General features: G+C 48.2%; 20 protein-coding genes. All 20 read left to right on the top strand.

Annotated elements, in window-relative coordinates; all coding sequences use genetic code 11:
• Window positions 1-20 precede the first annotated feature (20 nt).
• On the top strand, window positions 21-1,088 hold the full coding sequence (locus ACQ5DJ_RS19815; RefSeq protein ID WP_429843960.1) for a peptidylprolyl isomerase: 1,068 nt from the start codon (window positions 21-23) through the stop codon (window positions 1,086-1,088).
• Between the two features lie 235 nt (window positions 1,089-1,323).
• The gene (gene spoVT, locus ACQ5DJ_RS19810) at window positions 1,324-1,866 is read left to right on the top strand and encodes a stage V sporulation protein T (protein ID WP_012683876.1); all 543 of its coding nucleotides are present in this window, start codon (window positions 1,324-1,326) and stop codon (window positions 1,864-1,866) included.
• A 109-nt stretch (window positions 1,867-1,975) separates the two neighbouring features.
• Window positions 1,976-3,622 carry a putative polysaccharide biosynthesis protein gene (locus ACQ5DJ_RS19805; RefSeq protein ID WP_429843959.1) on the top strand — a complete coding sequence of 549 codons (1,647 nt, stop codon included), beginning with the start codon at window positions 1,976-1,978 and terminating at the stop codon, window positions 3,620-3,622.
• Window positions 3,623-3,648: 26 nt separating this feature from the next.
• Window positions 3,649-5,121 (top strand): nucleoside triphosphate pyrophosphohydrolase, encoded by a 1,473-nt coding sequence (mazG, locus tag ACQ5DJ_RS19800; protein ID WP_429844006.1) that lies wholly within the window; start codon window positions 3,649-3,651, stop codon window positions 5,119-5,121.
• The gene (locus ACQ5DJ_RS19795) at window positions 5,108-5,401 is read left to right on the top strand and encodes an RNA-binding S4 domain-containing protein (RefSeq protein ID WP_007726420.1); all 294 of its coding nucleotides are present in this window, start codon (window positions 5,108-5,110) and stop codon (window positions 5,399-5,401) included. Before mazG ends, ACQ5DJ_RS19795 begins: the two co-directional genes overlap by 14 nt.
• A gap of 109 nt (window positions 5,402-5,510) precedes the next feature.
• Window positions 5,511-6,860: a DUF2157 domain-containing protein gene (locus tag ACQ5DJ_RS19790; protein ID WP_429843958.1), complete on the top strand. Its 1,350-nt coding sequence runs from the start codon at window positions 5,511-5,513 to the stop codon at window positions 6,858-6,860.
• Window positions 6,861-6,892: 32 nt separating this feature from the next.
• Complete coding sequence (locus ACQ5DJ_RS19785; RefSeq protein WP_429843957.1) at window positions 6,893-7,645, top strand: GDYXXLXY domain-containing protein; 753 nt, start codon at window positions 6,893-6,895, stop codon at window positions 7,643-7,645.
• 141 nt (window positions 7,646-7,786) lie between these two features.
• The gene (locus tag ACQ5DJ_RS19780; protein ID WP_429843956.1) at window positions 7,787-9,820 is read left to right on the top strand and encodes a copper amine oxidase N-terminal domain-containing protein; all 2,034 of its coding nucleotides are present in this window, start codon (window positions 7,787-7,789) and stop codon (window positions 9,818-9,820) included.
• A 163-nt stretch (window positions 9,821-9,983) separates the two neighbouring features.
• Complete coding sequence (gene yabP / locus ACQ5DJ_RS19775) at window positions 9,984-10,268, top strand: sporulation protein YabP (RefSeq protein ID WP_007726414.1); 285 nt, start codon at window positions 9,984-9,986, stop codon at window positions 10,266-10,268.
• Window positions 10,265-10,837 (top strand): spore cortex biosynthesis protein YabQ, encoded by a 573-nt coding sequence (yabQ, locus tag ACQ5DJ_RS19770; RefSeq protein WP_429843955.1) that lies wholly within the window; start codon window positions 10,265-10,267, stop codon window positions 10,835-10,837. Before yabP ends, yabQ begins: the two co-directional genes overlap by 4 nt.
• An 18-nt stretch (window positions 10,838-10,855) precedes the next feature.
• Window positions 10,856-11,164: an FtsB family cell division protein gene (locus ACQ5DJ_RS19765; RefSeq protein WP_429843954.1), complete on the top strand. Its 309-nt coding sequence runs from the start codon at window positions 10,856-10,858 to the stop codon at window positions 11,162-11,164.
• 41 nt (window positions 11,165-11,205) lie between these two features.
• A complete protein-coding gene (locus ACQ5DJ_RS19760; protein WP_429843953.1) occupies window positions 11,206-11,577 on the top strand; it encodes a S1 RNA-binding domain-containing protein in 372 nt (123 codons plus the stop codon).
• A 285-nt stretch (window positions 11,578-11,862) separates the two neighbouring features.
• The gene (gene spoIIE, locus ACQ5DJ_RS19755; protein ID WP_429843952.1) at window positions 11,863-14,337 is read left to right on the top strand and encodes a stage II sporulation protein E; all 2,475 of its coding nucleotides are present in this window, start codon (window positions 11,863-11,865) and stop codon (window positions 14,335-14,337) included.
• A 120-nt stretch (window positions 14,338-14,457) separates the two neighbouring features.
• Window positions 14,458-15,219 carry a vWA domain-containing protein gene (locus ACQ5DJ_RS19750; RefSeq protein WP_048035579.1) on the top strand — a complete coding sequence of 254 codons (762 nt, stop codon included), beginning with the start codon at window positions 14,458-14,460 and terminating at the stop codon, window positions 15,217-15,219.
• On the top strand, window positions 15,182-16,144 hold the full coding sequence (locus ACQ5DJ_RS19745; protein WP_429843951.1) for a serine/threonine protein kinase: 963 nt from the start codon (window positions 15,182-15,184) through the stop codon (window positions 16,142-16,144). Before ACQ5DJ_RS19750 ends, ACQ5DJ_RS19745 begins: the two co-directional genes overlap by 38 nt.
• Before the next feature lie 15 nt (window positions 16,145-16,159).
• The gene (locus tag ACQ5DJ_RS19740) at window positions 16,160-16,909 is read left to right on the top strand and encodes a threonine/serine exporter family protein (protein ID WP_429843950.1); all 750 of its coding nucleotides are present in this window, start codon (window positions 16,160-16,162) and stop codon (window positions 16,907-16,909) included.
• 5 nt (window positions 16,910-16,914) lie between these two features.
• Complete coding sequence (locus ACQ5DJ_RS19735) at window positions 16,915-17,367, top strand: threonine/serine exporter family protein (RefSeq protein ID WP_429843949.1); 453 nt, start codon at window positions 16,915-16,917, stop codon at window positions 17,365-17,367.
• Window positions 17,339-18,769, top strand: a complete 1,431-nt coding sequence (gene tilS / locus ACQ5DJ_RS19730; protein ID WP_429843948.1) for a tRNA lysidine(34) synthetase TilS — start codon at window positions 17,339-17,341, stop codon at window positions 18,767-18,769. Before ACQ5DJ_RS19735 ends, tilS begins: the two co-directional genes overlap by 29 nt.
• Complete coding sequence (gene hpt, locus ACQ5DJ_RS19725) at window positions 18,766-19,305, top strand: hypoxanthine phosphoribosyltransferase (protein ID WP_017246961.1); 540 nt, start codon at window positions 18,766-18,768, stop codon at window positions 19,303-19,305. The genes tilS and hpt overlap by 4 nt, the downstream gene beginning before the upstream one ends.
• A gap of 69 nt (window positions 19,306-19,374) precedes the next feature.
• Window positions 19,375-21,321 (top strand): ATP-dependent zinc metalloprotease FtsH, encoded by a 1,947-nt coding sequence (gene ftsH, locus ACQ5DJ_RS19720; protein WP_429843947.1) that lies wholly within the window; start codon window positions 19,375-19,377, stop codon window positions 21,319-21,321.
• Window positions 21,322-21,619: the final 298 nt, after the last annotated feature.

Here is a 21,619-nt window from a genome sequence, read left to right as displayed (position 1 = left end):
GGGAAGGGAGAACCTTATTTATGAAACGTTCTGTAGCGATTCTATCTTCGGCTGTTCTGGTCGTTGCACTCATGACTGGTTGCGGCGGAAAAGCAGAAGAAGCGAAACAAGATTCAAAAACTCCAGCGAATCAGACAGATGGCGGCAATCAAGCTGCTAATGATCCTTTGGTACAATTCCCTAAACTCACTCTGCCTTACGCAGCAGACCAGAAAGCGGTCATAGTGGAATATCAAGGAGGAACTGTAACAGGAAATGAGTTCGAAGAGTTCCTGCGTGTCATTAACTTCATGAACCCACAACAAGGTACCATGATTGAAATGGCAGATAGCAACGCATTGAAAGCATTTGCGCGTGAGTATACAGCTACCAAGGTTTTGGCTAGCCGTTCTGACGATGCCATGAAAAAAGAGTCCAAAGAACTCGCTGAGAAAACTTTCGACAAAATCAAAACGCAGTACATGGGCTTTTTGGGCAAGGATGAAGCTCAGTTCACCAAGCTCATGGAAGGCCAAGGCGTAACGAAGGACATGATCGTAAATCAGATGGACTTGATCAACCAGTCCATCAATGTGATGAAAAAGAATATCGACGATGCTACGCTGAAGCAAACCTATGATCAAATGGACAAAGCTTCCCGTACCGTTGCTTCTGTTCGCCACATCCTGATTTCTACCGAAAAGCGCAAACCAGAAGAGGCGTTGAAAATTTCCAACGACTTGGTAGCGCGCCTGAAAAAGGGTGAAGACTTCGCGAAGCTGGCAACAGAGTTCACAGATGACCCAGGCAGCAAGCAGTCTGGCGGCTTGTACGAAAATGCGGATGTAACGCAATGGGTACCAGAATTTAAAGAAGCATCTCTGACGCAAAAAGTCGGTGAAGTTGGCCCGCCAGTAAAAACTGATTTTGGTTACCATATTATTAAGGTCGAGAATCGCAAAGAAAAGACCTTTGATGAGATGAAAGAACAACTCCGCGCGAGTTCTTTGGAGAAAGCGTACGATGCTTTCGCTAAGAACGAGCTGGACAAGCTCATTACGAAATTCAACATCCCGACGTCCAAAAACGACGCTCCGGCGAAGAAATAAGAAGTCAGAAGAAAAACAGGGAATTCGTTTCCCTGTTTTTTCGTTTTCTCGCATATTCTTCAAGCATGGGCAAATACTATTATCACTCGCTACCACCCGGGGGAGAGTAATTGAGGTAACTGGTAAAAATTGATACCATCACCCATAGTTAAAATTAGAATTTGAGGAAAAAATACAACTAACCAACCACCATCTATTCACTACCCACTTCTCAGGGAAAGCGAGGCAACAAGACATGAAAGCAACTGGTATCGTTCGTCGAATTGACGACCTCGGTAGGGTCGTGATTCCTAAGGAGATTCGTCGTACACTGCGCATTCGTGAGGGCGACCCGCTTGAGATTTTTGTGGATCGTGACGGAGAAGTCATTCTCAAAAAGTATTCACCAATTGGAGAATTGGGGGATTTTGCAAAAGAGTACGCGGACTCTTTGTATGAAAGCATGAATCATACCGTACTGATTTCAGACAGGGATACTGTCATTGCTGTGGCGGGTGCCTCCAAAAAGGAATACTTGGAGAAACCAATTGGTAGTATTGTGGAGAAATGCTTGGAGGAAAGAAAGACCCGACTGGAGAAAAACGCAGGCTCTTATGAAATTTGTCGTGATTTGAACGAGACGATGGGCTCGTTCGTCATCGCACCGATTGTTGCAGGAGGAGATCCAATCGGGTCCGTGATCCTCCTCAACAAAAACGAGTCAACCAAGATGAGTGATTTGGAGATCAAAATGTCGGAAACAGCGGCCGGTTTCCTGGCAAAGCAGATGGAGCAGTAGGATAGGATCAGCAAAAACAGCCTCTTACCCCGGGGCTGTTTTTCTTGTGCCTATGGCCTTGTGGTATAATGAACGAAGTTTTAGGTTGGAGAGGAGAAATTTCACGCACATGGCTCAAGAAAAGGCTTCCGTTCAATTTGTGAAGGGCGCGGCGATACTTGGAATTGCCGGTCTTGTCTCCAAGCTTTTAGGCGCTGTATACCGCATCCCATACCAAAACATTGCCGGAGATATCGGCTTGTACGTATATATGCAAGTATACCCGCTGTACACCACGTTGTTGATTCTGGCGACGGCGGGTTTTCCCATCGCCATCTCCAAGATCGTCTCAGAGCGCGTCGCTGTCGGAGATGCGATCGGGGCGCGCAGGGCGTTTCGAGTAGCCAGTATATCGCTGGTCGTTTTCGGGATCTTTTTCTTCTTACTGTTATATGGAGGGGCACCTATGATTGCCCGTATGATGGGTGATGAGCATTTGATTACCCCGCTCCGAGCGGTAGCTTGGTCACTGCCGTTGGTGCCGATGGTTGCGATCTTGCGCGGCTATTTTCAGGGGCATCAAAATATGATGCCGACTGGCGTCTCACAGGTCGCTGAGCAGTTCATTCGCGTGATTTTCATCCTGGTCGCTGCAATCTGGGCGATGAACATGTATCAGGACCCGTACATGGCTGGTACAGGTGCCGTTTTTGCTGCTTTTCCAGGTGCCGTTGCTGCTATTCTCGTCTTGCTTTGGTATTGGAGAAAAGACAAGCAGATGGGGCTAACGACCATCAATCAAGTGCAGCAATCAACCGCGAATTCGTGGACCAATCGCCAGATATTGCGTCATCTCTTGACCTATGCCGTTCCGATTTGTATGGGCGCACTGGTTTTGCCGCTTGTTCCGCTTGTAGACTCGTTGACCGTCGTCAATATGCTGCAATGGAGCGGGACCCCAGAGGACCTGGCTAAGCTTTTGAAGGGTGCATTTGACCGCGGTCAGCCACTCATTCAGTTTGGTACGTTTTTCGCCACGTCCTTGTCTCTGGCATTAGTGCCTGCGATCAGTGAAGCTGTTGCCCAGCGCCAGCATCAATTGATCTCTCATCGTTCTGAAGTCGCGATTCGACTGACCTTCCTGTTAGGATTGCCTGCCTCATTTGGACTTGCTCTGTTGGCGGAGCCGATCAACGTCATGCTCTACGGAGACAGCAACGGTACCGAGGCCCTCGCTGTACAGTCCTTCACGATTATTTTCGCCACGGTAAGTATTGCCAGCGCGGGGATTTTGCAAGGCTTGGGACGTGTAATGCGACCTGCCCGCAACCTGTTTATTGGTGTATTGGTGAAGCTCATCCTCAATCTGGCGCTCGTTCCGTTCTGGGGTATTTCTGGTGCGGCAGTGTCCACTGTTTTAGCTTATTTGGTCGCCATGGGACTGAACGTTCTTGCAGTAAGCAAATACACGGGGGCACAAATCGGATTCCGCCAAACGGTGAAAAAGCCATTCATCTCCGTCGTGGTGATGTCGATTGTTGTGTTGCTGGTCGAGTGGCTTGCTACTACGGTGCTCGGCAGTGCCGGACTTTCAAATCGCTTGTTCTATACGCTGGTCGGATTGATTGCTGTCGGTTCGGGAGCATTGGTCTATTTGCTGGCGCTATTGAAAACGGGTGGACTCACGAGAAGTGATATTCAATTTTTGCCAAAAGGAAAGCGAATTGCTTCGCTGTTAACGAAATATAAGCTCCTCCCAGCGGAGAAAGCGAGATAAACGAAAAGGAGGCGTGACGAGTGGAAATGAAGAATAAGACCATTACCGTAGTCGGTCTAGGTGCCGGAGATTTGGACCAGCTCCCTTATGGCATCTATCGTACGCTCAAAGCTGCTAAACAGCTGTATTTGCGCACAAAAGAGCATCCGGTCGTAGCCGAGTTAATCGCAGAAGGCATCGCCATTGAGTCCTTTGATGCTGTATATGAGCAGCACGATACGTTTTCCGATGTGTATACCGAAATTGTAGAGCGGCTTTTTGCGCGGGTAAACGAAGCGGGCAATCTTGTCTATGCCGTGCCTGGTCATCCTTTGGTTGCAGAACGTACAGTGCAGCTGTTATTGGCAGAGGGGCCAAAACGTGGAGTAGAGATCGAAATTGGCGGTGGACAGAGCTTTATTGATCCGTTGTTCGCCCGCTTACATATCGACCCGATCGAGGGATTCTCTTTGCTGGATGGGACGGCGCTCGCTGCTCATCAAGTATCTCCGGGTCTGCATACGATTATCGCGCAAGTGTACGATGCCTTTGTGGCTTCTGATGTGAAGCTGACCTTGATGGAAGTGCTGCCGGACGATTACGAGGTGACGGTAGCGACTGCTGTAGGGGTAGCGGGGCAAGAAATCATCGAGACAGTGCCGTTGTATGAACTGGACAGACTCGATCATTTCGGGAATTTGTCTCTGGTGTATGTACCGCCGACGAAGGATGAGAAGGTATCGTATCGCCAATTCTCCTACTTGAAGGAGATCGTTTCAATCCTGCGCAGTCCGGATGGATGCCCGTGGGATCGCGAGCAAACACATCAAAGCATCCGCAAAAACTTGATTGAAGAGACGTACGAGGTTTTGGAGACGATCGACGACGATGATCCAGATGCGATGTGTGAGGAGCTGGGTGATTTGTTGATGCAAATCATGCTGCATTCGCAGATGGCAGCCGAAGACGGATATTTTTCGGTAGATGATGTTGTCGCCACGTTGAATGAAAAGCTAGTTCGCCGCCACCCGCACGTATTCGGGGAAAAGAGTGCGAATGATTCCGAGGAAGCGTTGGCGAATTGGCAGGAGATCAAGGCACAGGAAAAGGCAGCAAAAGGCATCGATGTAACGGTTCAATCACAATTGGCGGGAATACCGCGTGACTTGCCAGCACTGATGTATGCGTACAAGTTGCAGAAAAAAGCAGCCCAAGTCGGCTTTGACTGGGACGATATTACAGATGTGTACAAAAAGGTAGAAGAAGAGTACCGCGAGCTGCAAGAAGCATCGGAAGAAGAACGTGCTGGTGAGCTGGGTGATCTGCTATTTGCGGTAGTCAATCTGGCGCGCTTCCTGGGGCTCGATCCGGAGGAAGGCCTCGCGTTGACCAACAACAAGTTCAAGAAACGCTTTTCCTATATTGAAGGCAAGCTGCAAGAGGCGGGTCGTACCTTCGAACAGACAGACCTGCAAGAGATGGACAAATGGTGGGAGGAAGCCAAGCATGAGACTCGATAAATATTTGAAAGTGTCTCGACTGATCAAGCGGCGCACGCTCGCAAAAGAAGTGTGCGACAAACAGCGTGTGGAAATCAACGATCGCCCTGCAAAGGCGTCCAGTAACGTGAAAATCGGCGACAAGCTGGCGATCCGTTTCGGACAAAAAATCGTGTCGGTAAAAGTAGAGGACATCAAGGAAAATCCGCGCAAGGAAGAAGCAGCTTCGCTGTATAGCGTCATTGGCGAAGTTCCCGTTCCGCGTGATGAAAAAGAAGAAGACGCCTACCTCAAAGGGTAATGTACAACGAAAAGAGACTGCCGAGATGGCAGTCTTTTTTTAGGCTTTTTTTCCAACAAAAGGATATAATGAGAGTACCTGAAGGCATTTCCGAAGGGATGTGTGCTGTATGCAACAAAACGGAGTTCGAACGGGCTACTTTTTGTCCATTTCGCTTCTGTTATCATCTATCCTGTACTTTTTTGCCTCGAACTGGCCGCTCATGGTCAGGGAGCAAAAGATCGGCGTCAGTGTGGCAATCCTCGTTCTTTTTTATTTGTTATCCTATGGACTGCGTTCCATCAAACGACATACGTTTTTAAGCAATTGGCTTCTGGTGGCTGGAAGCTTGGCTTTTGGCATCAGCGTGGCTTTGTTGGGGCAAATATACAATTCTCATGCGGACAGCTATATGCTGTTCGTCGTATGGCTCATTCCAAATTTGCTGTTCGCGATTTTCACGCGCTATCAGCCGTTTTATGTCATCAGCTATGTCCTCGCTCATTTGGCAATTTACTTCTTTCTCCATCCATCAGTCATTCATGTAGCGCGTGAAGACGAGTGGTGGTTCATGATTTTTTGGTTGATTGCTTTGGGAAATATGGTCTTGTTCTGGCTAACGACGACAGGAAGATTACATTCTAAACCGATCTACTACTTATCTTTTCTGACCTTTTCCGTCAGTCTTTTCTGGTCATCTTTCGCGGATGTATACGGTCCGTTTCCTGAGCTTTTATATGTCCTGACGGGCGGCATCCTGTTTGTCACGTTTTTAAAATGGGTGCCGAGTCGCGGGCTTTTGATTGTGACAGCCTCGCTGCTTTCGCTGTTTGTGCTCGTTAAATTCATATCTTACATGGTGAGGTATTATTCAGAAGGCTTCTTTGTTTTGATGCTGCTGCTGACCGTACTCATTATTTGGGGAGCAGTTGCAGGGATTAATTGGCTGCGCAAGGAATCAGCGTATCAAAAAAGCAAATGGGTTGTGTTTTTTCAAGAGGCATTCACGGTTCTCGTCACGACCATCGCCGCATCCATTGGAACCATTTCGATAGCGGGTCTGCTTTTTCTGATCATTCAAGACGAAGTGGTCATTGATTTTCTGTTTTTCCTCTCATTAATTGGCTTTATTGGCCCTGTGGTGTTTATGAGCAGGATGAATGCAACGGTACGATATACGCTGCTCACAATGGGGTATATGTTGGGTGTCGGTTCTGTTTTATTTTTAGAAGGAGCGTATTGGATCGTCTTTCTGCTGGTACTGCTATACGTGTGGAAAGCTGTCCCAGCCATTCCGGCGCGGCTTTTGACACAGCTGACCTTTTTAGTCGTTCTGGCTACGAAGTTGGATGAGTACCTGCCTTCCTTTGAATCTGTACTCTTGATTATATTTGCTACGCAGTTGGCGATGCATTACGTAAAGCAATTGCCAGTCGTTTGCAAAACAGCTCGTTGGTGTACGCCTTACTTTCGCTTTTGATCCTGACCGAGGAAGGGTTTCAATCCGGCTCCATGAATGTGATAGTGAATCTGGCTTTTTTCGCAGTCAGCACGTATTTGTTGTACCGGACATTGCATCAGCAAAATAAGGTGAGATTCGGAATTGTACTCGGTTTCTGGTTTGCCTTTCTCCTCATGAAATACTACGACATGCTATGGAGCTTGCTGCACAAGTCACTGAGCCTATTTTTGCTCAGCCTGGTGTTTTTCATCGCGACCCTGTGGTGGGATCGAAGGTCGAAAATTGAGTGGCCGAGAAGCGAGCCTTCCCTTTTTGTGAGAAAGGTACTTGTTTTGCTTCCTGTCATTTTGCTGCAATTTGTATTGATTGGCTATCAAGTATGGAGCAGTGAGACGATCCTGGCCAACGGAAAAACGGTGAAGCTGGAGCTGGTCCCAATCGATCCGCGTTCGTTACTGCAAGGTGATTACGTCAGACTTGGCTACACCATATCTACACTAGACCAGGAACAGGTTGACTCAGGGGATAAGATTCGAGTCATACTCCGCCAACAAGCAAATGGCTTGTACAGCTACAGTGGCTTTTATGAGATCGATGGTCATTGGAATCGTGCCTACGATCCGCAGCCATCGGATGTGATGATTAATGGAAACACAGTCGGTGGCAATCGGGTGGAATACGGCATAGAAAGCTATTTTGTCCCAGAAGGAACCGGACTTGAAGTCGAGCGAAATGCCAAATACGCTATCGTGAAAATTGGTGAGAAAGGCGATGCCATCCTGAAGAGCCTGTCGAACCAGTAGATAGTACAAAAAGAAGAAGCTGCCTGTGTCATCGGGCAGCTTCTTTTGCGTGGGGTAAAATCATTCGTTACCAGTCTGTAACCCTTTCCTGCCGAACATTACCTATCATAGTAGGGAATTATAGAGAAGGAGGCGTTACCGATGAACAAAAGCGTAAACAAAGGGATCTCGGTGCTGCTGGCCACCGCGGTATTGGCAAGTCCACTGATGCTCGAGCCAAAAGCGGCTTATGCTCTCTCTATTGAGGATGTTTCTGCAGACGATACAGGTGCCGATGAGGAAACAGAATATACGATTGAGTTTGAAATCAACAAGGATTTATCATCGGGTGACAGTATTTTCGTTAGGTTCCCATCCGAATATTCGGTGGATAAAAAATTGAAAACATCGGATGTCACGCTAAAAGATGACGATAAAAACAAGATTTCAATCGACAACGTATACGTAAGCAAAAATGTGGTTGAGGTCGAAATCGATGAAAAGATCAAAAAAGGTACTGTACTAATACTGACGATTGATAATATCACCAACCCGGAAGACAAGGGTAGTTACGAAATCGAAGTAAAAACAAGTGCAGAGACCAGCTACAAGGGCGACAAGATTACGATCGGCAAATCTTCGTCTAGTAGCAGCAGTAGCAGCAAGGGTGACTTCGAGGCTTCCCATAGCAGTAAAAATGCCGAGGACACCATCTCCTTAACGCTCGGGAAATTTAATCTTTCCTCGAAAAGCAAGCTGAAAGAGGGCAAATACATTTATGTGAATTTCCCCTCCAAGGACATGCTGCCAAAGAGCATCAGCAAATCTGATGTGAAGGTTAACGGGTACAAACCGGATTACGTCTCGATTCTCGATAACGACTCGATTCGAATTGAGATTCCGAGTGGTGCAGACGGAGATAGCTACATAAAGCTGGAGTTTACCTCTTCCGCAGGGATTGTAAACCCATCCAAGCCAGACAAGTACTATTCGTATGAAGTGGAATATGACAGCAAGGAATACAAGTCAAAAGATGTAGAGATTACAAACACAAGCAATACGCCATTCACCGTTTCTTTGTCGGACAGTTCAGCGGGAGCGCGTACGAGCTATACGTTTGATGTGGATCTTTCCACCAAGCTGGGGTCGAACGCAGAAATCGAAGTTGAATTCCCAAGTGGAGTAACCGTTCCACCAGTTCTTACCAGCAATAGCGTCACCGTCAATAACGCTCAAGTGACGAATGTAAGTGTGTTGGGGAATAAGGTTTATTTCCGCACGCCTTACGGATTCACTAGCACGAATCGCGCGACCATCAAGTTTGCATTCGAAGGCTACTTGACCACTCCGAGAACAGCGGGAACATATACCGTGACGGCTAAAATCGACAACAAGACCTATAAGTCGAAGGAGTTTCAAGTTACTGGAGTGACTCCACCAGTCGCGGTGGATAACACATTGGCAACGGTTGGGCTGACGAGAGCGACTGCCTCTACTCCTGCTGGTATTTCGATTGGCATCAAGGCGATGGGTGCTCCGATTGTTCGCAATCAGGGCTTCATTGAAGTCGTACTTCCAGTTGGCTTCCGTGTCCCAGCCTACCTACCAGCGAACACAGTAACGGTGAACGGTGTGGCCGCTAGCTTTGTTGGTGTGCGCGGACAAAATCTGATTATTATTCCTGCCCAGGATATTCCGGCAAAAACAGCAGCTCAGGTCAATATCGCCGAGACAGCTGGCATTGTGAATCCTGCTACGCCAGGTGTGTACAGCATTGGCGTCTACAATTCTGAGGAGAGAGGCTTGCTCTTCTCTCGTCCGGCGACCATCGTGACGCTGAATGGTGTGAGCTTCAAGCAGAACGTTGCTTCCTTTACGAAGGCTGGTAAAACAACCGGACTCGCAGTGGCACCGTATACCGTAAATGGCAACACGCTGATGCCAACTACATTTTTCCGTGATGCCCTCGGGTTTTCGATCAGCTACACCAAAACGACTGCCAAAGTCGTGAGCGGCAATACGGTTATGCAATTCAAGGTCGGTTCAAACGTAGCGACCATCAATGGCCAAAATGTAACGCTGCCTGCAGCTGTTCAGCTGAAAAACAACGTTCCTACCCTGCCTCTTAAAACCATCACGGAGCGTACCGGTTACAAAATCATCTATGTGAACGGGAACTACACCGTTTACAAGTAAGGACAATTAGACGAAAACCCCGTATTTATACGGGGTTTTCTTTTTCATTAGAGGTAATGCGACCGCTTGCAGGTCAACAAAAACGGTATTGACCATTTTTGTTCTAAGAGGACATCCCTCCCCATACGATAGTACAAGAAGGGTACGTGAGGAGGGAGTAATCATGAACGATCACACGAGACGGCCACGTCATGAAGTCGTGATGATTAATCGTCGCAGCTTAGCGATATCGGGAGTAAAAAACGTCGAAAGCTTTGACAGCGAAGAATTCCTCTTGGAGACGGACGGCGGCTTTTTAACCATACGAGGCCAAAACCTGCATATGAAAAATCTGAGTCTGGAAACCGGAGAAGTAGCGATCGAGGGGCTCGTTCACGAGATGGCCTATCTGGAGCAAGGGCAGGCCGGCGATCGGTCGAGAGGATTCTTCGGCAAGTTATTCAAGTGAACATCGTCATCCAGTTGCAGACGGTATTAGCCATGTCGACGTGTGGTGCACTGATGGGGATGGGATTCGATACGTACCATGTATTTAAGGGCAAGGCCAGACTGCCACTCTGGTTGGTCTTTTTCTTTGACATCCTTTTTTGGGTGGGCAGTATGGGTGCTGTCTTCTTGATTTTGGTGAAAGTGAACGACGGGATTATTCGGTTTCCGATATTTTTTGGAATGATATTTGGCGCGTGGCTGTACTTCTTAATGGGTAGTAAGAAGTATATCCTTTTCTTGCACCGCGTGATAAAATTCTGTCAGTGGTTTTACCGTACGGTCGTAAAAATTATTGACATCCTGCTCGTACGTCCTGTGCTCTTTCTTTTCCGAGTGATCATCATGGTGCTGACATTTTTGTATTCCGTGTTGCTCGCGATCCTCGGCTTTTTGTGGAAAGTGACGCGTTTTGTCACCTCTCCTTTTGCCGGATGGAGTCAACATTTGTGGAAAAAAATGTACGGAAAAACAACAGGAATTTGGACCAATTGGAAGAATTGGTTTCACTCAAAGAGAAAGCGGGAGTAGATTCGAGGTGGCGTACTGATGAAGGAAGCAAGAACCTCTTCCATTAACCGAAAAGGGCAAAGAAGGAGAATGCGTCTCTTTTTCTTTGTGATCCTGTGTTTTTTCGTCTGGACTAGCTATACCTTGTTTTTGCAAAGTGGCGAGTTGTCCAAGAAGGAGACAGAGCTGGAAGCCCTGAAGCAAGAATCAGCGATCTTGCAGCAAAAGCAAGAGGATCTGAACTATGAAGCAAGCCGGTTAAACGATCAGGAGTACTTGGCAGAGCTGGTCCGTAAGCGAATTTTGTTTACCAAGCAGGGCGAAAGCATCTATATCATTCCGGATTGAGTATACAGCTGATCTTCAACGAGAGGGAGGCATTCCACATCATGGAGATCGAGGTTGGGAGCATACTGGAAGGGAAAGTCACGGGTATCACCAAATTCGGAGCGTTTGTACAGCTGCCTGGCGATGTGACCGGACTGGTGCATATTAGTGAAATTGCTGACGTCTATGTCCGGGATATCCATCAGTTTTTAAAAATAGGAGACACGGTAAAGGTAAAAGTCCTCAGCCTCCGAGAGGGCAAAATCGGGCTCTCTATCAAAAAAACGATGGAAAAGGAACGGCCACCCCGCTATCAGCGGGCACGAAGTGAAGGTTTTGAAGAAAAGCTGAACCGCTTTTTGAAAGAAAGTGAAGACAGGCAGTCCTCCTTGAAGAAAAGCGTAGAGAAAAAGGGTCGCAATCGGTCTCTTTGATTCGGAAAATTATGACTTTTCTTTCTTTATGAAAAGCGCATTTTGACTGTAAAAATAGGAAGGTCATTTCAAAGTCTTGACGAATAAAGTATCCTAAGCCCGTTTCGCAAAGCGCGAATCACCTGTCAGCCGACGTTATCCGCCATAACGTCGGTTTTTTTTGTCCGTTTTCGTTACTGATTTTGTCGCACGATTCTGTGAATAACCGCTGGATTTTTGACAAATTTTACAATGCCCCCTCCGTATAATGGAGAAACACATTGACCAAGAACGGGGTGGAGTGAAATGATTGCGAACAAAAACGTAACACAAGCCGGACAGGCTTGGACGCGGCAAGTGTCCGATCGAATGGGTACCACTGCCCAGACGTGGGGAGAAAAAGTAGCAGATTTCATAGAGAAGTGGAATATTCTCCCCATCCTTATGGGCTTCTTATTAGGACGAGCTCTAATCGTGGAAGAGCTAACCCCCTTTGCTATACCGTATTTCATTGTCATGTTTTATATTCGTCGAGATTGTTTGCTTGTCACGGGGATGGCTCTTATTATTGGCGCTTTTACCCAGTCGGTGCCTGTTGGACTGGAAACCGCCTTGAGCGTGATACTTGCCTTGTTTGCCTGCAAGCTGATGAATAAAATGCGTAAGAAAGACTTTTCACGGACGCCTTTGCTGGTCGTCGGGACGATTTTCATCAGCCGTCTGTTGTATGCGGTTCTGACCAATCAGGTAACGACCTACGAGCTCGTGATGGTAGCAGTGGAAGCGATTCTAGGCTTTGTACTGACGCTCATCTTCATCCAGTCCTTATCGATCATTCATTTGGCGAAGCCTTACGAACCTCTCAAAAATGAAGAGATCGTTTCGTTAGTCATTTTACTGGCTTCCTTGATGACGGGTACTGTTGATTGGATGGTCGAAGGCATTTCGATGGAGCATGTACTTACACGCTATTTGCTGCTCGTCTTTGCTTTTGTCGGTGGTGGCACGATCGGTGCGGCTGTTGGTGTGGTCACAGGTCTCATCCTCAGTTTGGCTAATGTGAGTGCTCTTTTACAAATCAATCTGCTCGCTTTTTCCGGTCTTCTGGCAGGCTTGCTGAAGGAAGGCGGTAAAGTGGGCGTATCCGCAGGCTTGTTGATCGGTACTGCTATTCTTGCGATTTACGGTGGAGCAGAAGAGACACTCTACTACTCCTTGATTGAAACCTCTCTGGCCATTGTGCTCTTCATTCTGACCCCTGCTGCTCTTTGGAAAAAAGTAGCCCGATTTATCCCCGGGACTCCCGAGAATCTACAATCCCATCAAGAATACATGCGTAGAGTTCGCGATGTGACAGCGGGTAAAATCCAGCAATTCTCCGATTTGTTTACGCAACTTTCCCATAGCTTTGCCCAGACAGCCGATCCTGAAGAAATAGAAGAACAGGCCGATGCCTTTCTCAGCCGCGTATCTGAATTCACCTGCCAGAAATGCTGGAAAAAAGAACAATGCTGGGAAAAAGATACGCAATCGACCTATGAGGGAATGCGCTTTTTAATGGAAAAAGTGTATGAGAACGGTACCTTGGCTGGCATTACTCCGCCGCGTGATTGGGAGCGAAAGTGTGTCAAAACCGAAAAGGTCATGACGGTAATGGAGCAAGAATACGATCGCCAGCAGTCGTTTGACCAACTAAAAAAGCAGGTAAAAGAAAGCCGGATGCTCGTAGCTGATCAGCTATCGGGGGTCTCTCGTGTCATGAGTGATTTTGCCCGGGAAATACAACGAGAGGGAATGGAGCTGAGCTTTCAGGAAAAACAGGTCTCACAAGCATTGGAGGGCTTGGGCCTGTCGGTACGCCGCGTAGAAATACACAGCTTGGAAGAAGGGAAGGTCGATATCGAAATCAGTCAGCCGACTTGCTATGGCCGCGATGAATGCGCGAAGATCGTGGCTCCCATGCTCACGGAGATTTTGGGAGAAAACATTGTGGTTCGCGAGCGGCATTGTGAAGCACAAAAAGACGGTTCATGCACGATGTGCCTTGCTTCCGCCAAAACGTATGAGATCGATATCGGGGTCGCAGGTGCGGCCAAAGACGGCAAGCTATTATCCGGTGACAGCTTCCGCACGATGGATTTGGGTAATGGAAAAATGGCGCTGGCGATCAGCGATGGAATGGGAAATGGCGAGCGGGCATCCATAGAGAGTCAATCCGCCCTCGATATGCTCCAGCAGCTTCTACGTTCTGGTATGGACGAAAAAATTTCGATCAAAACTGTTAATTCCGTGCTCGCCCTGCGATCGAAGGAGGAAATGTTCGCGACGGTGGACTTGGCTCTGATAGATTTGCAAACAGCTCATACGCGTTTTGTGAAAATCGGCTCCACCCCGAGCTTTGTCAAAAGAAATAAAGATGTCATCACGATCACCGCCAACAACCTGCCGGTAGGGATTTTGGAAGAAATCGAGGTGGATGTCGTATCTCGTATGCTCAAGCCAGGTGATTTGCTCGTCATGATGTCTGATGGCATCTATGAGGCGCCGCGCCATATTGAGAATAGGCAAGCGTGGATGAAGCGAATTATCAGCGAACTGGAAACGAATGATCCACAGGAGGTTGCTGATTTACTATTGGAAAAAGTCATTCGCCAGCATTCCGGACAAATTGTTGATGACATGACCGTGTTGGTGGCGCGAATTGACCGCTTTGTACCACAGTGGGCTGCCATAGCGGTGCATGGGATGGAGAAGCTCGAGCGTCCACGGATTGTGAGTTAGGAGTATGTTTTCGTCAATACCCGTCGATACTGTTGCTAAAAATACCCTGCGAAGTGAAGTGAATGAACGGTCGCTACACGGAGCTGGGACTGACAAAACAGATCGAATGGGGAGATTATTGTGAAAGAAGCGACACTTCGTCAAATACTGGTAGTGACAGACGGCTGCTCCAACTCGGGGATGAGTCCCGTTGCTGCAGCGGCATTGGCACGGGAGCAAGGGATTACGGTCAATGTAATTGGTGTAATCGACAAGAGTGAGTTGGGTGAAAAAGGGGAGAAGGAAATCAGGGATATTGCGGAAGCAGGTGGTGGACTCTGCGACATCGTGTACCCCCAACAGCTTGCGCAAACGGTACAAATGCTGACGCGAAAAGCAATGACGCGCACCATTCATCAAGTGGTCAATAAAGAATTAAAAGAGATTTTGGGCGATTCCGGAATAGAGGAGCTGGCACCTGATAAAAGAGTGCAGGTTGCCGGTATGGTTGACGAGTTAGGTGAAAAAAGCAGCTTGAACGTCGTGATGCTGGTGGATACCTCAGGAAGTATGAAGCCAAAGCTGTCGGCTGTTCAGCAAGCGATACACGATTTCAGTATCAGTCTGCATTCGCGGAGTGGACAAAGCAGAATGGCAGTCGGTTCATTTCCGGGGAAACAAAAGCATCTCGATATCCGCATTCCGTGGACAGAAAAGGTCGAGCAGGCCCATCAAATTACGAGTGATTTGGCGATGAGCGGAATTACTCCTACAGGCCCCGCCATCGTAGAGGCAATTGCCCTGTTTGAGCAGGACAAGCTCCCACGCTCGCTGCAAGAGCGTTACATCGACCAAGACGAAGAGGATGACTCGAACGGAATGCTGCGTGACCATGTCTTTTAAGGCAGCCACCCCCGACCTGCCCAAGCACTTTACAGGCAAATGGAACAAAAAAGCGTACCACGTCTTACGGGAGTTGGGGCGTGGTGCAAACGGGACCGTGTACTTGGTATCCCAAGGTGGCGTACAGCGCGCGGTTAAGGTCGGTGTGGAAGGCATAGACATTTTAATGGAAGTGAATGTGTTGAAAAGCACACAGCAGGGGCGGGATTCCAAAGTGGGACCGCTCCTGTGCGACGTGGACGATCTCGTTGTAAACGGGAAGGCCTGTACGTTTTATGCCATGGAGTATCTTCAAGGCTTGCAATTGGATGAATATATCAAGCAAGAGGGTACGGACTGGGTGGCCGTGATGATGGTTCAATTGCTGGCGCGACTGGATGTTTTGCATCAGCATGGCTATATTTTTGGTGATTTGAAACCGCAGAATGTGATGGTTACCCAAACGGACAAGCAGGTACGCTTGATTGATTTCGGTGGAGTGACCAAGCTGGGAAACGCCGTTCGGCAGTTTACAGAAGAGTATGATCGAGCTTTTTGGCACGCAGGTGATAGACGGGCTGAAGTAAGTTATGATCTGTTCTCAACAGCCGTGATGATGGTGCGTCTGACGGTTGGAGCGGAAACGTGGAAAAACAGCCTTGGTGACCCACGTCACACGATATTGCTCTGTGATATAATACGAAAAAGTGACAGCCTGTATCCTTACCGGGAGCCTTTATTGAAGGCGTTTCACGGTAAATTTGCGACCGCGAAAGAAATGCGAGCGGAGCTGTTGGCAGTCTTGCGAGATAGCATGGGCGCCAAACCGCAAAAGCCGCAAAAGAAAGCGCGGACGAAAGGGAATCCAGGAGCGGGCATTAGCGGTCTTTTTGTCGCCTCGTTACTCCTATTGGCTGGCACTTTGTATTACGCATGGTTTATGTGAAGGATGTGACGGTTCGTGTCCTCAGATTTGGTGATGGATACTTGCTTGTTGGCAGGCTCGATTATTTTGAAAAACGGTGGGGAGACATACCGGACGGAAGAGACAATGGCATTGATTGCGAAGGCTGCGGGGATGGATGACGTCAACAGCTCTGCTACGCCCACGAGCATCATCTTGTCCTTTCGTTGCAGTGGACTGGATCATACAAGAATGGTTCGCACCCCCAAACGTACGACCAACCTCAATAAAATTACGCTAGTGAATGATGTTTCCCGACAGTTTGTCGGTGGAAAAATTAATTTGGAGCAAGCCTATCGGACGCTGCGTGAGATCGATCAGAAAAAGCAAATCTATCCGAAATGGTTGCAGCATCTAGCAGCCGCTACGGCCAGCGGCTCCTTTTCTATGCTTGCAGGGGGAGATTGGGCTAGTCTGATTCCTTCTGCGATGGCGGGGTTGATTGTGAACCTGAGCCAGGAATATTTAGAACAGTTTGTCCGGATGAAGTTTTTTACGGAGTTCTCCGCCGCTTTACTAGGGGGACTTTTCGCGTTGTTGACCGTGACGGTCTTTCCGCAATTGCATTTAAGCATCATTATTATTGGTGCGATGCTTCCGTTGTTTCCGGGGATCGCCATCACCAACTCGCTTCGGGATTTGATGGCTGGTGATTTGGTTGCAGGTGTTTCACGCGGAGTAGAAGCCATGTTGACAGCTGTTTCCGTAGCGGTAGCCACAGCCATTATTCTTTCGTTTACGAGGTGAGTACGATGTTGTTACAAGGATTGGCGCTTAGCTTCGCCTCTTCAGTAGCGTGGTGTGTGCTGTTCAATGTGCCGGTTCGAACAATCGTAGCGGGTGGTTTAGCCGGAGTGGTCGGTTTTCTCGTATACTCCATTCTCCCTATCTACGGCGCAGAGGTTTTGTTGTCGACGTTTGTTTCGGCTGCTGCTGTCTCTTTGCTCAGTCAGCTCTTATCTATTATACTGCGAGTTCCTTCTACGAATTTTAGTGTCGCGGGCATTATTCCACTGGTGCCAGGATCGTTGGCTTACAAAGCCATGCTTGCTTTTGTGAACAACGATTATGTCGGGGGGATTACACTGGCGACCAAGACTTTGATGGTGGCTGGCGCGATTGCTTCTGGACTTATATTTGGAATTTCGGTTCTGACGATTTGGAAAGGAGCCCGCTATGCTGGCAAGAGTGCGCAACGAGATTGAGTCCGAGGGGCTTTTGCTTTCAGGTGAGACCATTGTTGTCGGAATTTCCGGCGGCAACGATTCTACCGCACTGTTGCATATATTGGCTTCTCTCAATAAACAATATCAGTATAATTGGAAGCTGCATGCTGTCCATCTGAACCACGGCTTTCGTGGGGAAGAAGCAAGGCAGGACGCACTCTATGCAGAAGAGCTGAGTCGTGAGCTCGGCGTAGCTTTCCACCTGTTTGAGTACGACGTCCCCGCTTATATGGAAAAAACGGGACTGGGCGGGCAAGAAGCAAGTCGCGACATTCGCTATCGGCTGTATCGAGAGGTAGGTCTGGCGCAAGGAGCGACCAAGCTGGCATTGGCTCATCATGCTGACGATCAGGTGGAAACGATTCTTTTTCGTTTTGTGCGAGGCAGTAGGTTGAATGGACTGACAGGGATGCCGAAGCGAAGAATGCTTGCGGATTGTCGGATTGAGCTCGTGCGTCCGCTCTTGCATAAAACGCGTCAAGAACTGGAAGGCTACTGTCGGGAACATCAACTCGTCCCTCGTGAGGATAGCAGCAACCAATCGCGCAAGTATACGCGCAATCTGCTGCGTCTGGATGTCATGCCCTTATTGGAAAAAGTGAATGACAAGTATCGGGAGCATATCTTGGCTACCGCAGAGGCAATCCGGCAGGATGAAGCACTTTTAATGAGGCTGGCGATTGAGCAGTTGCAAGAGGTAACGATTGAGAAAAAACCCGAAGCATTTTTGATGGACAATGACAAGTTTCAAACTTGTGACGTTGCTTTACAAAGGAGAATGATTACTCTAATATTAAGTTATCTCTCAAAACATACCGAATGGTCTTCGCAACATGTGGAGACCGTTTTGCACATGCTAGGGGGAAGTCGCCCTTCTGCGGAATTGCATTTGCCGAATGACCTGGTAGTTGACCGGGTGTACGAGCGAATCACTTTTCGTCGTAGAAAGCGACAGGATCGCATACATACGTATAGTTACGAGCTCGCCGTTCCCGGTGTAACCTGGATCGACGAGAGCAAGGCCACGGTACATATTACTTACCTGGAAGGTCCCCTGGATTGGGAGCGACTTCCGGCGAATGAAGCGGTCTTTGATGCCGATCAGTTGCCAGGATCGCTGTATTTGCGTAACCGAAAACCTGGAGACCGCATCACCCTGTTTGGCTCAGCAGATGGAAAGAAGAAGCTAAAGGATTTATTGATTGATGCCAAATTTCCGCGAGCATGGCGTGACAAACTTCCGCTTTTGACGGCGGGCGATGAGGTGATTTTGATACCAGGTGTGCGCCGTTCCGCCGTAGCGCCTGTCAGTGGACAGACCAGGCGTTTTCTACACGTGCGGGTAGAGTTTGGAGAAGATTGGCGGGAGGTTTTTTCATGAATCAAGACATCGAGAAGATTTTGCTATCAGAAGAGGATATCGCGGTAAAAGTTCAAGAATTAGGCAAGACGCTGGCTGCAGAATACAAGGATAAAAATCCATTGGTCATCTGCGTGCTGAAAGGTGCAGTCGTTTTCATGGCTGATCTGATCCGTCACATGGATATTCCGTGCGAAATGGATTTCATGGCTGTTTCCAGCTACGGAAGCGGGACAGAATCCTCCGGCATGGTGAAAATCTTGAAGGATCTCGATACATCTGTGCAAAACAGACATGTGCTGGTTGTAGAAGACATCATGGACAGTGGGCTGACGCTGAGCCGCTTGGTAGAGCTGTTGCGCCATCGGGAAGCTGCTTCTGTAAAAGTGGTGACTCTCTTGAACAAACCAGAGCGTCGCAAGGTGGATATTTCACCAGACTATAAGGGTTACGATGTTCCAGACGAATTCGTTGTGGGATACGGCTTGGACTATGACGAGCACTACCGTAATCTGCCTTATATTGGTGTATTGAAGCCTGAGGTCTACACAAAGTAGGTTTGTTGTGGAGACTGTGCTTTCTATGATAAAATGTGAAAAGTGTCTGTTCGTGAGAGGAGGTAAGGAATGAATCGCTTTTTTCGTAATACCGGGTTCTACCTACTGATTTTTCTTGTCACGGTCGGGATCGTGAATTTCATCCTCTCCGGTACTGATAAGGTTGGGAAACTTACATATCAGGAATTCCGGATACAGCTAAAAGCTGACAACGTCACTGAGTTGGCGCTTCGACCAGAGAATGGTACTTACAGGGTCGAGGGTACGTTGGCAAAAGCTATTCCGGGACAGGAAAGCAACAAATTTTTTACCAATGTTCCTTTGTATGACTCAGATGTTGTTAAGCTAGTCGAAGAGAAAATCGATGCACAAAAGGTGAAGAATGTAGCGTTCAATCCTGCGGAGGGCAATAGCATTTGGCTCACGTTCTTGACCTCTATCATTCCTTTTGTCATCATCTTCATCCTGTTTTTCTTTCTTCTGAACAACGCCCAAGGTGGCGGAAGCCGAGTAATGAACTTCGGTAAAAGCCGCGCGAAGCTTTACAACGAAGAGAAGAAACGCGTTACATTTGACGATGTAGCAGGAGCAGACGAAGAAAAGGCAGAGCTGGAGGAAGTCGTTGACTTCCTGAAAGACAACCGAAAGTTCAATGCGGTTGGCGCTCGTATTCCAAAAGGGGTACTGCTCGTAGGTCCTCCGGGTACAGGTAAAACCTTGCTCGCTCGCGCTGTTGCAGGCGAAGCTGGTGTACCGTTCTTCAGTATCTCTGGTTCTGACTTCGTGGAAATGTTCGTTGGGGTAGGTGCATCCCGCGTTCGTGACCTGTTTGAAAATGCGAAGAAAAATGCTCCTTGCATTATCTTTATTGACGAGATTGACGCTGTTGGTCGTCAACGCGGAGCTGGACTCGGCGGCGGCCACGACGAACGCGAGCAAACTCTCAACCAGTTGCTCGTAGAGATGGACGGTTTTGGAGGAAACGAAGGGATCATCATGATCGCAGCGACCAACCGACCTGACATTCTCGACCCGGCTCTCTTGCGTCCGGGACGTTTTGACCGTCAAATTACAGTAGATCGTCCTGATATCAAAGGCCGTGAAGCGGTGCTCAAGGTTCATGCCCGCAACAAGCCGATTGGTGAAGACGTGAAGCTGGAAGTGATTGCTCGTGGTACATCGGGCTTCACTGGTGCAGATTTGGAGAACTTGCTGAACGAAGCGGCTCTCTTGACTGCCCGCAGAAACAAAAAGCAAATCAACATGACTGAGGTAGATGAAGCGATTGACCGCGTGATTGCCGGTCCAGCGAAGAAGTCTCGCGTAGTGAGCGAAGATGAACGCCGTCTGGTTGCCTTCCACGAAGCTGGTCATACGATCATCGGATATCACCTGAGAAATGCAGAAATGGTACATAAGGTAACAATCATTCCGCGCGGCCAAGCTGGCGGATACACAGTGATGTTGCCGAAGGAAGACCGTTTCTTTGCTACCAAAACAGACCTGCTCGACAAAATCGTCGGCCTGTTGGGTGGACGTGTTGCCGAGGAAATCGTGCTTGGGGATATTAGTACCGGCGCACATAATGACTTCCAGCGCGCGACTGCTATCGCTCGCAGCATGATTACCGAATACGGAATGAGCAAGCTCGGACCGATGCAGTTCGGTAAGAGTCAAGGTCAGGTATTCCTGGGCCGCGACTATGGCAATGAGCGTAATTACTCCGATCAGATTGCGTACGAGATCGATCAGGAAATGCAAAATATTATCAACGAGTGCTATACGAAGTGTACAGAATTGCTTACGACGCACCGTGATCAGCTCGATCTGATTGCGAACACGCTGCTCCGTGTCGAGACTCTTGATTCTGAGCAGATCAAGCAATTGATCGAGACAGGTAAAATGGATAACGATCCACAAGACAACAATGATGTGGTCGTGAACATTCAACCGAAGCTGGAAGAAGTAAAAGAAGAACCAAAGCAAGAAGATACAAACGAAGAACCGAAACAATAAGGGGCGCCTCAGGTGCCCTTTTTTGCAATATCGGAAAGTATTAAGTTACGTTTTTAAAAGGTATCGATGAACCAATAAAGCTAGTGAGAAGAAAAAGCACAGGGCTCGTAGACCTTGACAACGCCTACCTAGTCGGAACTTAAAAAAGGGGACCACGCTTGTCGAACACTTCTTCTTTGAGAAACTTCCGCCCGTAGGGTGGCTTTGGCTCGACGGTCCGCTTTTTTAAGTGTAGACGGCCAGTGAATCCCCCCTGCTGGCGTGTCAGAGTCGAAGAGAGCTGTGGTTTTTCTTCTCC

The sequence above is a fragment of the Brevibacillus sp. FIR094 genome (assembly GCF_050477165.1).
Classification (GTDB): Bacteria; Bacillota; Bacilli; order Brevibacillales; family Brevibacillaceae; genus Brevibacillus.
This window is presented reverse-complemented; position numbering and strand designations above follow the sequence as displayed.

Coding starts and splice junctions, on each gene's coding strand:
- ACQ5DJ_RS19815 (WP_429843960.1), top strand. CDS start 21: ATGAAACGTTCTGTAGCGATTCTATCTTCGGCTGTTCTGGTCGTTGCA.
- spoVT (WP_012683876.1), top strand. CDS start 1,324: ATGAAAGCAACTGGTATCGTTCGTCGAATTGACGACCTCGGTAGGGTC.
- ACQ5DJ_RS19805 (WP_429843959.1), top strand. CDS start 1,976: ATGGCTCAAGAAAAGGCTTCCGTTCAATTTGTGAAGGGCGCGGCGATA.
- mazG (WP_429844006.1), top strand. CDS start 3,649: ATGAAGAATAAGACCATTACCGTAGTCGGTCTAGGTGCCGGAGATTTG.
- ACQ5DJ_RS19795 (WP_007726420.1), top strand. CDS start 5,108: ATGAGACTCGATAAATATTTGAAAGTGTCTCGACTGATCAAGCGGCGC.
- ACQ5DJ_RS19790 (WP_429843958.1), top strand. CDS start 5,511: ATGCAACAAAACGGAGTTCGAACGGGCTACTTTTTGTCCATTTCGCTT.
- ACQ5DJ_RS19785 (WP_429843957.1), top strand. CDS start 6,893: ATGAATGTGATAGTGAATCTGGCTTTTTTCGCAGTCAGCACGTATTTG.
- ACQ5DJ_RS19780 (WP_429843956.1), top strand. CDS start 7,787: ATGAACAAAAGCGTAAACAAAGGGATCTCGGTGCTGCTGGCCACCGCG.
- yabP (WP_007726414.1), top strand. CDS start 9,984: ATGAACGATCACACGAGACGGCCACGTCATGAAGTCGTGATGATTAAT.
- ACQ5DJ_RS19765 (WP_429843954.1), top strand. CDS start 10,856: ATGAAGGAAGCAAGAACCTCTTCCATTAACCGAAAAGGGCAAAGAAGG.
- ACQ5DJ_RS19760 (WP_429843953.1), top strand. CDS start 11,206: ATGGAGATCGAGGTTGGGAGCATACTGGAAGGGAAAGTCACGGGTATC.
- spoIIE (WP_429843952.1), top strand. CDS start 11,863: ATGATTGCGAACAAAAACGTAACACAAGCCGGACAGGCTTGGACGCGG.
- ACQ5DJ_RS19745 (WP_429843951.1), top strand. CDS start 15,182: ATGACTCGAACGGAATGCTGCGTGACCATGTCTTTTAAGGCAGCCACC.
- ACQ5DJ_RS19735 (WP_429843949.1), top strand. CDS start 16,915: ATGTTGTTACAAGGATTGGCGCTTAGCTTCGCCTCTTCAGTAGCGTGG.
- tilS (WP_429843948.1), top strand. CDS start 17,339: ATGCTGGCAAGAGTGCGCAACGAGATTGAGTCCGAGGGGCTTTTGCTT.
- hpt (WP_017246961.1), top strand. CDS start 18,766: ATGAATCAAGACATCGAGAAGATTTTGCTATCAGAAGAGGATATCGCG.
- ftsH (WP_429843947.1), top strand. CDS start 19,375: ATGAATCGCTTTTTTCGTAATACCGGGTTCTACCTACTGATTTTTCTT.